This window comes from Stenotrophomonas sp. 96582_Sma, from assembly GCF_056480905.1.
Map to the genome: position 1 here is coordinate 37,616 of NZ_CM151122.1, position 14,596 is coordinate 52,211.

Below are 14,596 nucleotides of genomic sequence, written 5' to 3' on the forward strand. Positions count from 1 at the left end.
GCAGGTGCTGTATTGCAACAATTATCTGGTAGCGCCGTTTTACCACCCCTCCAAACACAGCCTACCGCCATGTCTCCGACCCGCACTTCCCGTGGCCGCCTTCCGGTCGCGCGCCCCCTCGTTGCCGCTCTTTCCGCCCTGTTGCCGCTGGTAGCAGCCGCCCAGGAAACTCCCGCTGCCAAGGATCCGGTTGCCCTTGATGCCCTGCAGGTGACCGCGCAGCGCCGCGTCGAGAACGCCAAGGACGTGCCGGTCGCGATCAGCGCGATCCAGGGCGAGAAGCTCGATGTGCTGGGTTCGGCGGGCGACGACATCCGCTTCCTGGCCGCGCGCGTGCCCAGCCTCAACATCGAGTCGTCCTACGGCCGTGCCTTCCCGCGCTTCTACATCCGTGGCCTGGGCAACACCGACTTCGACCTCAATGCGTCGCAGCCGGTGTCGCTGGTGTACGACGACGTGGTGCAGGAAAGCCCGCTGCTGAAGGGCTTCCCGCTGTTCGACCTGGCCAATGTGGAAGTGCTGCGCGGCCCGCAGGGCACGCTGTTCGGTCGCAATACCCCGGCCGGCGTGGTCAAGTTCGACTCGGCGCGCCCGTCGCAGGATGCCGACGGCTACGTGCGCGTGGGCTATGGCAGCTACAACAGCTGGAACGTGCAGGGCGCCTATGGCGGCCCGCTGACCGACCGCTGGTCGGCACGCGTCTCGGCCATCTACCAGCGCCGTGACGACTGGGTCGACAACACCCGCGCCGGTGCGCCCAACAGCGGTTTCGAAGGTTATGACGAAGCCGCCGGCCGCGTGCAGTTCCTGTACGAAGGCGACGACTTCGAAGCGCTGTTCAACCTGCACAAGCGCAAGCTCAACGGTACCGCGCGCCTGTTCCGCGCCAACATCATCCAGAAGGGTGGCAACGGCCTGGTCGAGAACTTCGATCGCGACAAGGTGGCCAACGATGGCGTCAACTTCTCCGACCTGGAAACCTGGGGCGGCAGCGCGCGCCTGCAGTGGAACCTCGGTTCGGTGACCCTGCACTCGATCACCGGTTATGAAACCGCCGAATCGCTCAATCGTGGTGACATCGACGGTGGCTACGGCGACGCATCGCTGGGCGCTGGCAACTATGGGCCGGGCTTCATCCCGTTCTCGTCGGAGTCGGCCGACGGCCTGCCGCACCATCGCCAGTGGACGCAGGAATTCCGCGTTGAATCCAACGAATGGGGCCGCTTCGACTGGCAGGCCGGCGTCTTCTATTTCGACGAAGACGTGACCATCAACAACTTCAACTACAACTCGTTGAAGCCGGGCAATCCGCAGACCGGCCACGTGGTGCAGAACCAGCGCAACAAGGCCTGGGCGGTGTTCGCCTCGGGTGACTTCGATGTCACCGACCGCTTCAAGCTGCGCGCCGGCGTGCGCTACACCCAGGACAAGAAGGACTTCAACGCCAGCGTGCTGCAGGCCGTCCTTCCGTTCGGCACCCCGGTCAGTGGCCCGTACCTGGCCAACACCGACGTCAACGACGTCAGCTGGGATGTCAGCGGCGTGTACAAGCTGACCGACAACGTGAATGCCTACGCCCGCGTGGCCAAGGGCTTCCGTGCGCCGTCGATCCAGGGCCGCCTGGCCTTCGCGCCGGGCCTGTCGCAGGCCGATTCGGAGAAGGTGATCTCGTACGAAGCCGGCATCAAGGCCGACCTGTTCGAGCGCCGCGCGCGCCTGGGCCTGAGCGTGTTCCGCTACAACGTTGACGGCCAGCAGTTGATCGCGGTGGGCGGCACCAACAACACCGCCACCCTGCTCAACGCTGACAAGACCATCGGCCAGGGCGTGGAGCTGGACCTGGAAGCCTATCTGGCTGACAACGTGCTGCTGACCTTCGGCAGCAGCTACAACGACACCGAGATCAAGGACAAGGATCTGGCGGTAGCGATCTGCGGCGGTGGCTGCACCATCAACGACCCGACCACCGTCATCAACGGTGGCACCTATGCGCTGGTGAACGGCAACCCGCTGCCGCAGGCGCCGAAGTGGATCCACAACGCGACCCTGCGTGTCGGTTTCCCGCTCAGCGATGGCAGCGAGCTGTATGCCTACACCGACTGGGCCTACCGCAGCGCGGTGAACTTCTTCATCTACGAGTCGCCGGAATTCCGCGGCCGTAGTTCGCTGGAAGGCGGCCTGCGCCTGGGCTACAACTGGGATTACGGCCAGTACGACGTGGCCGTGTTCGGCCGCAACCTGACCAACCAGACCCGCGTGGTCGGCGCGATCGACTTCAACAACCTGACCGGCTTCCTCAACGAGCCGCGTACCTGGGGCGTGGAGTTCACCGCGAAGTTCTGATGCGGTTGCTGCGTTGATGCAATGAAGAAGGGCCGGCGCAATGCCGGCCCTTCTGCTTTACACCCATCGGTAGTGCCGGCCGCTGGCCGGCAACAATTGAACCGCCAGGCGCTTACAGCGCGCTCTGCGGGCGCACCTTCAGCACCGCTTCCTCGGCCGCGCAGTCGCGGCTGGAGTGCAGGCCGGCCTTGCGCGCGGCAGCGATCTCCTTGCGTGCGGCCAGCAGGTCCTTGTTGAACGCGGCGTTGTCATGCAGGCGGGCCACGGCGGCGGCGCCCATGAAGCGGCCTTCGAGGATGTCGCTCTGCCAGTGCACGTTGCAGACCAGGCGGCTCTCGCCGTAGTTGCGGCCGCGCGCCTGGATGGCATCGGCGCGATCCGGTGCGATCTCCGACAGGATCAGGGCCCAGGCCCAGCCGATCGAGGTGTGGCCGGACGGGTATGAGCCGTTCTTGCGCAGGCCTTCTTCGTCCTTCGGCGAGCAGGTCGGTTCACCGTTGACCATGAACGGGCGCGGGCGCTGGTAGTGGTTCTTGGCGGCCTTGGTGGCGGCGCTGGCGTCGATCCGGCTGCGCTCCAGCAGGCGGTACAGCGCCGGGGTCTTCACCGCATCGACGTCGATGTCGGCGGCGCAGGAGAAGTGGTTGGCGCCTTCTGGGAAGCCGAGTTCGGCATCGACACCGGCCTGGGCGAAGCGCGGGCTGCCACGCAGCGCGCGGGCTTCACGGCTGACCTGTTCGTCGAGGGCGAGGGCGGCCGAACCGGCCACCGGCGGTGCCGGCACCAGGTCGAGGCTGGCCGGTACCGCGCTCTTGTCCAGATAGCCCACCGCCTTGGTAGTGATGTTGGCTTCGACGGCGGTCGGCTTGGCGGCGGTGGCGGCACAACCGGCCAGGGCCGCGATGACGGCAAGGCCGAGCAGCGGGCGGGCAGGGTGGGAAATCAGCGACATGGACAGGCTCCGGAGGAAAAACATCGCGCCATGATCGCAGCCCGTATACGACACCGCAGTGGCCATCGGTCATACGGCCAGACCCGGCATGGTCATCCCGGTGATATGAAAAGCGTCATCGAGTGACGTCAGTCTCCTGAATCCGGGCGCAGCGCACGGACTTTCACGCGGCCGCGCCGCGAGCATCGGCACAACGGCAAGCACCAGGGGCCGTCCAGTTCCAGCCGGGTCGGGGGGATCCGTTGACAGAGGGAGAGAAGCGATGCGCAGCACCGCAACAGGAAGTACCGTCCTGGCCCTGCTCCTCGGGCTGGCAGCCGCGCCGGCTCAGGCGGCCGACGTGGTCGGCGTGGCCTTCGTGCATGGCACCGGCGCACAGACCAACGCCACCCAGGAGTACTGGCAGCCGGCGATCATCGACACCGTGCGCCAGGGCCTGCCGAACAGCAGCAACTACGTCGTCATCAACTGTGACTTCACCCAGTACATGTGGAAGCCGGAAGCGGCCGGCTGTCTGGCCAATCAGCTGACCGGCTTCATCGACAGCCGTGGCATCACCCAGCTGGTGGTGATCACCCACTCCAACGGCGGCAACGTGATGCGCTGGATCCTGTCCAACCCGACCTATGACAGCCGCTATCCGAAGATCATCCGCACGGTGCGCAAGGTCAACGCGCTGGCACCGTCTTCGGCCGGCACGCCGTTGGCCGATGCGGTGCTCAACGGCAACACCTTTGAAACCTCGCTGGGCTGGCTGCTGGGCTACAAGAACGACGCCGTGCGCCAGCAGCAGGTGGCGAGCATGGCCACCTACAACGCGCAGAACCTGTACGGCACCGCTGGTCGCCCGGCGCTGCCCAAACCGTTCCGTGCGGTGGTGGGCAGCGATGTGGAATCGGCGGTGTGGGACAGCAACAGTTACTGCGGTGGCTATGCCGCCAACGTCGGCCTGGAGTTCACCCAGAACTGGCTGTCGTCCTGCTCCGATGGCTTCCTGGAGTGCAGCAGCCAGAAGGCCGCCGGCACCACCTGGTTCACCGACAAGGCGCTTACCCAGGGTGCAGAACCGCTCAGCCACAACCAGAGCCGCCGCGAGTGCTTCGGCCTCGGCACCCTGCTGCGCAACGACCTGACCCAGTGAGGGAGACGACCATGACGATTCAATCCACCCTGCTGGCCGGCGCCACCCTGGCAGTGCTGTCCCTTTCCGCAGCGCAGGCCGCGGAGCCGCTGCAGGCCGCCCGTGCGGGCGATCAGGTGCCTGCCGCCCTGGTAGCCGCGCCGCTTCCCACCGATGAGAGCGAACACGCGCCACTGGCCTTTGCCTGGGCGCTGGACCCAGCACAACCGCTGCAGGCGGCCACGCCGTATGCCTCGGTCAGCCGCAGCTACTGGCAGCAGGTTGATGGCACGCAGCTGCAGCGAGGCCTGGACCTGCCACTGACGGCGCCGGATGCGGTGATCCAGCTGAGCCCGACCGCAGGTGCCCGCGCGCTGCCGGCCAACACGTTGCAGGTGCGCGACCCGGCCGGCCGCAGCAGCGTGGCGCGCAGTGTCGATGCGCGCGCGCTGCAGGACGCCGGCATGCCGGTCAGCGATGGCAGCAGCATGCTGCGTACCGGCGCGACCAGTGCCGTCGGTGCGTACACGCTGCAGAGCGCGCAGGCCCAGGGCCGCTACGTGGTGCAGGTGCTGGAGCCGAACAGCCCGCTGCGGCTGGAGGTGCAGGCCAACCAGGCCCAGGTGCTGGCCGGCGGTAACATGCAGCTGCAGGCACGCCTGCTGGAAGACGGCGCCACCACCGCGCAGCTGGCATCGCGTCGTGGTGGGCTGGGCGGTGAAGCCCTGCTGGTCGCACCGGATGGCCGCAGCTGGCCGCAGCGGTTGCTGCGAACCACCGATGGCAGCCTGCGCGCGCAGGTGCGGATCCCCGCCGATGTCGGCAGCGTGCAGGGGCTGTGGGAATTGCAGGTGTTCGCCCAGGCCGACGGTGTGCTGCGCGATGGCAAGGTCGCCTTTGCGGTGGCACGGCCGACTGCCCGCTTCAGTGGACAGGCCGCGCCGGACCCGGCCAGTCGGCAGGTGGCGCTGCCGCTGCAGGTGGCCGCCGCCGGCCGCTATGAGGCGCGGGGCACGCTGTACGCCACGGCCCGCGATGGCCAGTTGAAGCCGGTCGCACAGGCACATGCGGCCGCGTGGTTCGATGGCCCGGGCGCAGGCCAGCTGGTGCTGCCGTTCGACCAGGCGGCGTTGCCGGCCGGATTCGGTGCGCCGTACGAGCTGCGCGACCTGCAGCTGCAGGACCAGAGCCGGATGGCACCGATCGAGTCGCGCGCACTGGCGTTGCGGTTCTGAGCAAAGCGGTGGCGGGCCGGAACATCCGGCCCGCTGCCCCGCCTTCTGTAGAGCCGAGCCATGCTCGGCTGCTTCTGCTCGCGGCGAACGGCAGTCGAGCATGGCTCGACTCTACAGACGGTTACGGAGAGCGATGCATCTGTCTATCCCGCGTACGCGGTCAGTCGGCCTTCCTGCTCGACCACCGTAATCGCACCGCCGAACACCGCCGACAGCGGTTCGTTGCGCAGCAGCTCGGCGCGGGTGCCATCGGCCAGTACGCGGCCGTCGCGCAGCAGCACCACCCGCTCGATCTCGGGAATGATCTCTTCGATGTGATGGGTCACCAGCACCAGGGTGATGCCCTGCTGTGCCAACACCCGCATGGTCGCCACCAGCTGCTCGCGGGCGACCAGATCCAAGCCGGTGGAGGGCTCATCCAGCAGCAGTGCCTGCGGCCGGTTGACCAGCGCGCGGGCGATCAGCACGCGGCGGGTCTCGCCGGCCGACAGCTCTGCGTAGGCGCGTTCACGCAGCGACAGCGCGCCGGTCATCGCCAGTGTCTCGCCGACGCGTGCACGCATGTCGGCGGTCACCTCGCGGAAGGCCGGTACCACGTAGCTGGCGAAGAAGCCGGACAGCACCGCCTGTTCCACGGTCAGCCCGGGCATGTCGGCCAGGTTGCTGCTGAGGTCGCCGGTGACGATGCCCAGCTGCGAGCGCAGCCGGTCCACCTGCCAGCGGTTCTGGCCCAGCACCTTCACCGCCACCGCGCCGTCGCCCTGGGCCAGCGGGTACAGCTCGCGGGTGATCAGCTTGATGAAGGTGGACTTGCCGCAGCCGTTGGGGCCGAGCAGGGCGGTGTGCTGGCCCTGCGCGATGCGCAGGCTGAGCCCGTGCAGCACCTTCACCTGGCCGCGTACCACGGTGGCGCGGTCCAGTTCGATCAAGGGGGGCAGCTCCGGCAGGGGCGGGGCGGCGGTCATGGCGCTGGCGCGTGGATCAAGGCTCGACAACTCAGGTCCCCAACTGTGAACGGTGCCTCGGATGGCGATGCAAAGCATCGCCGCAGGGATGCAGTTTGCAACGCAAGCGCCCATGATGTCTGCCATCCCCGCGTCGATCCGGAGAGCCGTCATGCCAGATGCCCTGATGTCCCTGTTGACCGGTGGTGTGCTCGGCCTGGGGTGGTGGGCCATGCTGGCGGTGCTGCTGGTCTTCACCCAGATCACCATCTTCTCGGTGACCCTGTACCTGCACCGCAGCCAGGCCCATCGCGGGGTCGATTTCCACCCGGCGCTGGCCCATGTGTTCCGCTTCTGGCTGTGGCTGACCACCTCGATGATCACCCGCGAGTGGGTGGCCATCCACCGCAAGCACCACGCCAAGGTGGAGACCGAGGACGACCCGCACAGCCCGGTCACCCGTGGCATCGGCAAGGTGTTCTGGCACGGCGTGGAGCTGTACCGCGAAGCGCGTGGCATGCGCGCGGACATCGAGCAGTACGGGCGCGGCACCCCGGATGATGCGATCGAGCGCCGCCTGTATACCCCGCATGCCACGTTGGGGCCGGTGCTGCTGTTCGCGATCAATACCGTGTTGTTTGGCCTGCCGGGCGTGGCCCTGTGGGCGATCCAGATGGCATGGATCCCGTTCTGGGCCGCGGGCGTGGTCAATGGCCTGGGGCACTGGTGGGGCTACCGCAACTACGAGTCCGCCGACACCTCCACCAATCTCACGCCGTGGGGGTTCTGGATCGGTGGCGAGGAGCTGCACAACAACCATCATGCCTTCCCCAGTTCGGCGCGCTTCGCGATGCGGCGCTGGGAGTTCGATATCGGCTGGAGTGCGATCCGCCTGCTGCAGGCGCTGCGCCTGGCCAAGGTGCTGCGGGTGGCGCCGGCCATGGACGTGCGCCCGAACATCGCGGTGCCCGATGCCGAAACCCTGAAGGCGCTGCTGTCGCACCGCTTCCAGGCGATGACCGATTACCAGCGCAATGTGTTCATGCCGGCCCTGCGCGAGGAAGCCGCGCAGGCCGGGGCCAAGCTGCGTCGCCTGCTGCCGCGTCGGTTGCGCCGCGGCCTGGTCAACGATGGCCGCTGGCTGAAGCCGGACAGTCGTGCCCAGCTCAGCGAATGGGTGGCGCAGCGCCCGCGCATCCGCACCCTGGTCGAGTACCGCGCGCGGCTGGCGGCGCTGCTCGAGGCCCGCGGCCACGATGCCGCTGAGCGCCTGCATCAGTTGCAGGCGTGGTGCCGTGAGGCCGAGGAAAGCGGGATCGCCGCGCTGCAGGCCTATGCCGCACGGTTGAAGGGCTACAGCCTGGTGGGCGCGTGAGGGCTGGGTACGGGGTTCTGCTGGCGGTGCTGCTGCCGGGCGTGGCGCTGGCCCAGGTCACCGACACCACCAGCTACCTGCAGCGGATGGACAGCGATGGCGACGGCCGGGTGAGTGAATCCGAGTACGTGCAGTGGATGCTGTATGCCTTCGACCGCATGGACCGCAATGGCGATGGCGTGCTGAGCGCAGACGAGCTGCCCGGCGGCAAAGGCAGGGCGATCAGCCGCGAGCAGCAGCGGCAGGTGATCGTGCAGCGTTTCCACAAGCAGGATGCCAACGGTGATGGCGTCCTGGATGCCCGTGAACTGGCGGCACCGCCACGCTGAGCGGGCGTAGAATCGGTTCATGCCTGAACTGCCCGAAGTCGAAACCACCCGCCGCGGCCTGGCGCCGCACCTGCAGGGTCGCCGCGTGCATGGCGTGATCCTGCGTCGCGCCGACCTGCGCTGGCCGATTCCGCCGGAAGTGGCCGAGCTGCTGCCGGGGCAGCGCATCGAGGAGATCCGCCGGCGCGCGAAGTACCTGCTGCTGGATACCGCCATCGGCAGCGCGGTGCTGCACCTGGGCATGTCCGGCAGCCTGCGCGTGCTGCCCGGTGATACGCCGGTGCGCGCCCACGACCACGTCGACATCAGCCTGGACAACGGCCGCCTGCTGCGCTTCAACGACCCGCGCCGCTTCGGCAGCCTGCTCTGGCAGCCCGCCGGTGAGATCCATCCGCTGCTGCAGGGGCTGGGCCCGGAGCCGCTGGACGACGCGTTCGACGGCGACTATCTGTTCGCCCGCAGCCGTGGCCGCAGCGCGCCGGTGAAGACCTTCCTGATGGACCAGGCGGTGGTGGTGGGCGTGGGCAACATCTACGCCGCCGAGAGCCTGTTCAAGGCCGGCATCAGCCCGCTGCGCGAGGCCGGCAAGATCTCGCGCGGGCGGTATCAGCGGCTGGCCGACGCGGTGAAGGAAACCCTCGGCTACGCCATCACCCGTGGCGGCACCACGCTGCGCGATTTCATCAGCCCTGACGGCGCACCGGGCTATTTCGAACAGGAACTGCTGGTGTACGGCCGCGATGGGCTGCCCTGCCCGAACTGTGGCCGCGCGCTGAAGCACGCCACCATCGGCCAGCGCGCCAGCGTCTGGTGCAGCCATTGCCAGCGCTGAGCCGGGCGGCCAGCGGCAGCTGAACGGGCAGGGTACGTCTCCGCTGCCCGTTAACGTTTGTCTGCCTATGATGGCCGACCTTCCCTCTGTGCCTGACGCGCCTGCATGCAACGACGCGACTTCATCCGCAATGCCTCCCTCGCCCTGGCTGCATTCGGCCTGCCGTCCCTGCCCGCGTGCGCGGCCAGCAAGAGCGGCCAGATGGGCCTGCGCCGCCTCGGCCAGCCGCAGCCGTTCGACTTCGCCACCCTGAAGGGCCAGGCGCGCGCGCTGGCACAGGCACCCTACAAGAGCCACAAGCGGGTGCTGCCGGGCCGCCTGGAAGGCCTGGACTGGGACCAGTACCAGTCGATCGGCTACCGCCAGGACCATGCGCTGTGGGCTGACCAGCCGGGCAAGTTCCAGGCCAAGTTCTTCCACCTGGGCCTGTACTTCCACTCGCCGGTGCGCATGTTCGACGTGGTCGACGGCAAGGCGCAGGAGCTGGCCTATGACGGCGCGGCGTTCAACTACGGCAAGAGCGGCATCAAGGACGGCGAGCTGCCGGCCGATCTGGGCTTCGCCGGCTTCCGCCTGAACACCCGCAAGGACACCGACCGCGACTTCGCCGCCTTCCTCGGCGCCAGCTACTTCCGCGCGGTCGGCAAGGAAGGCCAGTACGGCCAGTCCGCGCGCGGCCTGGCGATCGACACCGGCATGGGCAAGCCGGAGGAATTCCCGGACTTCATCGCCTACTACCTGGAGCAGCCGTCGGCCGATTCGGAGACGATCGTGGTCTACGGCCTGCTGGATTCGCCCAGCGTGGCTGGTGCGTACCGCTTCGCCATCACCAATGGCGACGTGCTGCTGATGGATATCGACAGCGCGCTGTACCCGCGCAAGGCGATCGAGCGGCTGGGCATCGCCCCGTGCACCAGCATGTACCAGGTGGGCGAGAACGACCGCCGCATGGCATGGGACTGGCGCCCGGAGATCCACGACACCGATGGCCTGTCGCTGTGGACCGGTGCCGGCGAATGGATCTGGCGACCGCTGCTGAACCCGCGCAACCTGCGCTTCAACATGTTCGTCGACCGCAACCCGCGTGGTTTCGGCCTACTGCAGCGCGACCGCAACTTCGACCACTACCAGGACGACGGCGTGTTCTACGAGAAGCGCCCCTGCCTGTGGGTGGAGCCGAAGGGCGAATGGGGCGAGGGCTCGGTGCAGCTGGTGGAGATTCCCACCGTGGACGAGACCTTCGACAACATCGTGGCGTTCTGGAACCCGAAGGAAAAGCCGCAGCCGGGCCAGGAGCTGCTGGTCGGCTACCGCCTGTACTGGGGCGCCGAACCGCCGGCACGGCCGCCGCTGGCGCACTGCGTGGCCAGCCGCACCGGCCTGGGTGGCGTGGTCGGCAAGAAGCGCGAGTATTTCAGCTGGCGCTTCGCGGTGGACTTCGAAGGCGGCGAACTGGCCAGGCTGATCGACAAGGGCGAGGTCGAGGCCGTGGTGGAAGCCAGCCGTGGCCGGGTCGAGATCGTGTCGGCGCGCCCGCTGCGCGAGATCAACGGCTACCGCGCGATGTTCGACCTGGTGCCGCCGGAAGGCAGCACCGAGCAGATCGACATCCGCCTGTTCCTGCGCAGTGGCGGCAAGACCCTCACCGAGACCTGGCTGTACCAGTACACCCCGCCGCCGGCAGGTGCGCCGGAGCGCACGCTGTACTGAATGGATGCGGCCCGGTGCCGGCTACATGCCGGCACCGTTGTTTCAAGGCTTGCTGTCGGTGGCGTGCGACTGGGTCGGCACACCCACTTCCACCGTGCCCCGGCGGATCTTCATCCAGGTTTCGTCCTGCCAGCGTTCGTACTGCTTCGGGTCCCAGTACTTCGGGTCGTAGAGGCGATCGGCCTTGATGGTGCGGGAGATTCCGCCGTCCATGTACACGATGTCGACGTTGTTGGACATCGAGCCGACGCGGCTGCCGGTCATCTCGCGGCGCCCCTTTCTGAGCACTTCGGCCATGCGTGGGCGCGCGACTTCGTCACCATACTCGGCGCGCAGCGCGCTTGCCTGCGCGCGCGCCGCATCATGCTGCTCCAGCGGCAGCGTGGCCCAGTACTCGTTGCGCAGCTCGACGAACAACGGATAGCCACGTTCGGCCGCCACCTCCATCCAGGCATAGGCCATGACCGGATTGCGCGGCTGCTCTACCCCGTACCAGTACATCTCGCCGAGGTAGCCCTGGGCAGGCTTGTCCGCATACCGCGCGGCCAGCCGGAAGTTGTCCATCGCGCCGTTGACATCGTTGCGACGCAGCGCGTTGACGCCCCATTGCCGGTACATCATGTCCGGGTGGCTGTCCATGAAACCGGCGCCGATCACCGCCGCATCGTCTTCACCTGACGGGCGCTCGGCCGCGGTGGCCAGCAGGGGCAGCAACAGCAGCGGCAGCAGCAGCAGCAGGAGGGCAGAGCGCATGTCGGACGTCCAGTTCGGCAGCAGGGGAGCCGCAGCCTAGGCGCGACAGCGCGTGCTTGTAAACCGCTGGAGGTCATGGCGCACCGGCGCGCCTGCTACAGCGGCAGCGGCGCCTGCGCCGGATCGATCCGCCCTTCGCCGCGGGTGATCTTCTTGAACTCGGCGCGACTGACCGACACGTAGCGGTCGTTGCCGCCGATCTCCACCTGCGGGCCGTCCTGCACCGCGTGGCCATGCTCGTCCACACGCACCGTCATCGTCGCCTTCTTGCCGCTGTGGCAGATGGTCTTGATCTCCTGCATCTCATCGGCCCAGGCCAGCAGGTACTGGCTGCCTTCGAACAGCTCGCCGCGGAAGTCGGTGCGCAGGCCGTAGCACAGCACCGGAATGCGCAGCTGGTCGACCACTTCGCTGAGCTGCCAGACCTGGGCGCGGGTCAGGAACTGCGCCTCGTCCACCAGCACGCAGCCCATCGGGCCGTTGGCTGCCAGATCCTGTTCAACCCAGCGCTGCAGGTCGGTATCGCGGTCGAAGGCCATGCCGTCCGCACGCAGGCCGATCCGCGAGGCGACCACCCCGGCGCCGGCACGATCGTCCAGGCGCGGGGTCAGGATCGCCACCCGCATGCCGCGCTCGCGGTAGTTGTGGGCGCTCTGCAGCAGGGTGGTGGTCTTGCCGGCGTTCATCGCCGAATAGTAGAAGTAGAGCTTGGCCATCGACGGATTGTACGCCGCAGCCCCGCTTCGCCGAAGCCGTTCAGCAACCCCACCGGCGGCCCGCTGTGGTCGTCACCCGGCCCCGCTACAATCCCCATCCCATGCACGGTCTCAATCCCCCCCAAGCCGCCGCCGTCCTGCACATCGAAGGTCCATTGCTGGTGCTCGCCGGCGCGGGCAGCGGCAAGACGCGTGTGATCGTGGAAAAGATCGCCCACCTGATCGGTTGCGGCCGCTATCCGGCGCGCCGCATCGCGGCGATCACCTTCACCAACAAGTCGGCCAAGGAAATGCGCGAGCGCGTGGCCAAGCGCCTGCGCGAGCAGGACGCCGACGAGGTGACCATCTGCACCTTCCATGCGCTGGGCCTGAAGTTCCTGCAGATCGAGCACGCGGCCGTTGGCCTGAAGCGCGGCTTCTCGATCTTCGATGCCGACGATGCCGCTGCGCAGATCAAGGACCTGATGTACGGGGCCAAGCCTGACGACATCGAGGACATGAAGAACCTGGTGTCGCGCGCGAAGAACGCCGGCCTGTCGCCCGAACAGGCGATGGCCGCCGCGCGCAGCAATCGCGAAAAGGAGGCGGCCAGCGTCTACGAGCGCTACCAGCTGCGCCTGACGGCGTTCAATGCGGTCGACTTCGATGACCTGATCCGTCTGCCGGTGCAGATCCTGGAAGAAAATCCGGAGATCGCGCTGGCCTGGCGCGAGCGCATCGGCTACCTGCTGGTGGACGAATGCCAGGACACCAACGACGCGCAGTACCGGCTGCTCAAGCAGCTGGCCGGTGACAAGGGCAACTTCACCTGCGTGGGTGACGATGACCAGTCGATCTATGCATGGCGCGGCGCCAATCCGGAAAACCTGCAGCAGATGGGGCGCGACTATCCCACGCTGGAGATCATCAAGCTGGAGCAGAACTACCGCTGCTCCAACCGCGTGCTGCGCGCGGCCAATGCCCTGATCGCCAACAATCCGCACGAGCACCTGAAGAAGCTGTGGAGTGACCAGGCCGACGGCGAACGCATCCGCGTGTGGGAGTGCCGCAACAGCGAACATGAGGCGGAAAAGGTTGCCGCCGAGATCGCCTTCGTGGCGCAGTCGCGCAATGTGCCGTGGAGTGATTTCTGCATCCTGTTCCGCGGCAACTTCCAGTCGCGTCCGCTGGAAAAGGCAATGCAGCTGCTGCGCATTCCCTACCACCTGACCGGCGGCACCATGTTCCTGGAACGCCAGGAAGTGAAGGACACGCTGGCCTGGCTGCGCCTGCTGGTGAACCCGGACGACGACACCGCGTTCATGCGTGCGGTGCAGTCACCCAAGCGCGACGTCGGTGCCGGCACGCTGGCCAAGCTGGCCGAGCTGGCGCAGGAGAAGGACATGCCGATGGCGCAGGCTGCCGAGGCGATCGGTGCCCTGCAGCAACTGCCCCCGCGCGCGGCCAACAGCCTGGCGCGCTTCACCGACATCCTGCGTGACCTGCGTGCACAGACCCAACAGGTCACTTCCGGCGACATGATCCGCAAGGTCGCCAAGGAATCCGGCCTGCTCAGCGAACTGCGCCAGCAGGCCAAGGAAGAGGCGAGTTACCAGCGCCGTGCCAACAACATCGAGGAACTGGCGCAGTGGTTCGAGGGGGGCCCGCGCGGTGCCACTGCCGCCGACCTGGCCGGCCAGCTGGCGCTGCTGTCGCGCAGCGACAAGGACGAGGGCGGCAACCAGGTGCGCATGATGACCATGCACGCCTCCAAGGGCCTGGAATTCCCGTACGTGTTCATCGTCGGCTGCGAGGATGGCGTGCTGCCGCACCAGGTCAGCCTGGACGAGGGCAACCTGCAGGAAGAGCGGCGCCTGCTGTACGTGGGCATCACCCGCGCCAAGATCCAGTTGTGGATGAGTTACAGCAAGCTGACCCGCAAGTTCGGTGAGCACGTGCGGTTGAAGCCGAGCCGGTTCTTCGAGGAGATTCCGGCGGAGGAGATCCAGCGCGATGGTGCTGATCTGGTGGCCGATGCGGTGCGCAAGAAGGAACGGGCGAGTGCGGGGTTGGCGGCGATCGAGGCGCTGTTCGATTGACCGGCGAACGGCGCAGCCCCTCGTGGCTGCCGCCGTTCGCAGCGCATTCGTGGTGGGCCGGGCGGGTGGGCTGGTCGGGACACGCCGTAAACCCGTCCATGGGGGCTCGGCCGCGGCTTGCTCGTGTGCGCTGTCCTGCGCACACGGCAAGACCGGGGTTGGGCGTCCTGCCCAACCCGCCCGAGGCATGCCTCGGGCCCATGCCGCGG

12 protein-coding genes are annotated in these 14,596 nt (G+C 67.6%); 8 read left to right on the forward strand and 4 right to left on the reverse strand.

What is annotated here, in order from left to right; translation table 11 throughout:
* Window positions 1–69: 69 nt before the first annotated feature.
* Window positions 70–2,343 (forward strand): TonB-dependent receptor, encoded by a 2,274-nt coding sequence (locus tag ACZK2R_RS00170; RefSeq protein ID WP_071228650.1) that lies wholly within the window; start codon window positions 70–72, stop codon window positions 2,341–2,343.
* 112 nt (window positions 2,344–2,455) lie between these two features.
* Here ACZK2R_RS00170 and ACZK2R_RS00175 read toward each other — a convergent pair whose 3' ends face one another.
* Window positions 2,456–3,295 carry an acid phosphatase gene (locus tag ACZK2R_RS00175; protein WP_049399001.1) on the reverse strand — a complete coding sequence of 280 codons (840 nt, stop codon included), beginning with the start codon at window positions 3,293–3,295 and terminating at the stop codon, window positions 2,456–2,458.
* A gap of 262 nt (window positions 3,296–3,557) precedes the next feature.
* Between ACZK2R_RS00175 and ACZK2R_RS00180 the strand changes: the two genes are divergently transcribed.
* Both ACZK2R_RS00180 and ACZK2R_RS00185 read left to right on the forward strand, forming a co-directional pair.
* Window positions 3,558–4,436 (forward strand): hypothetical protein, encoded by an 879-nt coding sequence (locus tag ACZK2R_RS00180; RefSeq protein WP_180837737.1) that lies wholly within the window; start codon window positions 3,558–3,560, stop codon window positions 4,434–4,436.
* Between the two features lie 11 nt (window positions 4,437–4,447).
* A complete protein-coding gene (locus ACZK2R_RS00185; RefSeq protein ID WP_180837738.1) occupies window positions 4,448–5,650 on the forward strand; it encodes a DUF4785 domain-containing protein in 1,203 nt (400 codons plus the stop codon).
* A 143-nt stretch (window positions 5,651–5,793) separates the two neighbouring features.
* On the opposite strand, the gene ACZK2R_RS00190 is transcribed toward ACZK2R_RS00185, so the two are convergent.
* Window positions 5,794–6,615: an ABC transporter ATP-binding protein gene (locus ACZK2R_RS00190; RefSeq protein WP_100467667.1), complete on the reverse strand. Its 822-nt coding sequence runs from the start codon at window positions 6,613–6,615 to the stop codon at window positions 5,794–5,796.
* Window positions 6,616–6,766: 151 nt separating this feature from the next.
* Here ACZK2R_RS00190 and ACZK2R_RS00195 point away from each other — a divergent pair, with 151 nt between their 5' ends.
* The 4 genes from ACZK2R_RS00195 (at window position 6,767) to ACZK2R_RS00210 (ending at window position 10,840) form a co-directional block, all read left to right on the forward strand.
* Window positions 6,767–7,969: a DesA family fatty acid desaturase gene (locus tag ACZK2R_RS00195; protein ID WP_100467666.1), complete on the forward strand. Its 1,203-nt coding sequence runs from the start codon at window positions 6,767–6,769 to the stop codon at window positions 7,967–7,969.
* Window positions 7,966–8,298 (forward strand): EF-hand domain-containing protein, encoded by a 333-nt coding sequence (locus ACZK2R_RS00200; RefSeq protein WP_180837739.1) that lies wholly within the window; start codon window positions 7,966–7,968, stop codon window positions 8,296–8,298. The genes ACZK2R_RS00195 and ACZK2R_RS00200 overlap by 4 nt, the downstream gene beginning before the upstream one ends.
* A 19-nt stretch (window positions 8,299–8,317) precedes the next feature.
* Window positions 8,318–9,130, forward strand: coding sequence for a bifunctional DNA-formamidopyrimidine glycosylase/DNA-(apurinic or apyrimidinic site) lyase (mutM, locus tag ACZK2R_RS00205; protein ID WP_180837740.1), 813 nt, complete (start codon window positions 8,318–8,320; stop codon window positions 9,128–9,130).
* Window positions 9,131–9,235: 105 nt separating this feature from the next.
* The gene (locus ACZK2R_RS00210; RefSeq protein WP_012509627.1) at window positions 9,236–10,840 is read left to right on the forward strand and encodes an OpgD/OpgG family glucan biosynthesis protein; all 1,605 of its coding nucleotides are present in this window, start codon (window positions 9,236–9,238) and stop codon (window positions 10,838–10,840) included.
* A 42-nt stretch (window positions 10,841–10,882) separates the two neighbouring features.
* Here ACZK2R_RS00210 and ACZK2R_RS00215 read toward each other — a convergent pair whose 3' ends face one another.
* Window positions 10,883–11,593 carry a sel1 repeat family protein gene (locus ACZK2R_RS00215; protein ID WP_180837741.1) on the reverse strand — a complete coding sequence of 237 codons (711 nt, stop codon included), beginning with the start codon at window positions 11,591–11,593 and terminating at the stop codon, window positions 10,883–10,885.
* Between the two features lie 95 nt (window positions 11,594–11,688).
* The gene (locus tag ACZK2R_RS00220) at window positions 11,689–12,309 is read right to left on the reverse strand and encodes a thymidine kinase (RefSeq protein ID WP_008264720.1); all 621 of its coding nucleotides are present in this window, start codon (window positions 12,307–12,309) and stop codon (window positions 11,689–11,691) included.
* Between the two features lie 101 nt (window positions 12,310–12,410).
* On the opposite strand from ACZK2R_RS00220, the gene ACZK2R_RS00225 reads away from it, so the two are divergent.
* Complete coding sequence (locus tag ACZK2R_RS00225; protein ID WP_180837742.1) at window positions 12,411–14,387, forward strand: UvrD-helicase domain-containing protein; 1,977 nt, start codon at window positions 12,411–12,413, stop codon at window positions 14,385–14,387.
* Window positions 14,388–14,596: the final 209 nt, after the last annotated feature.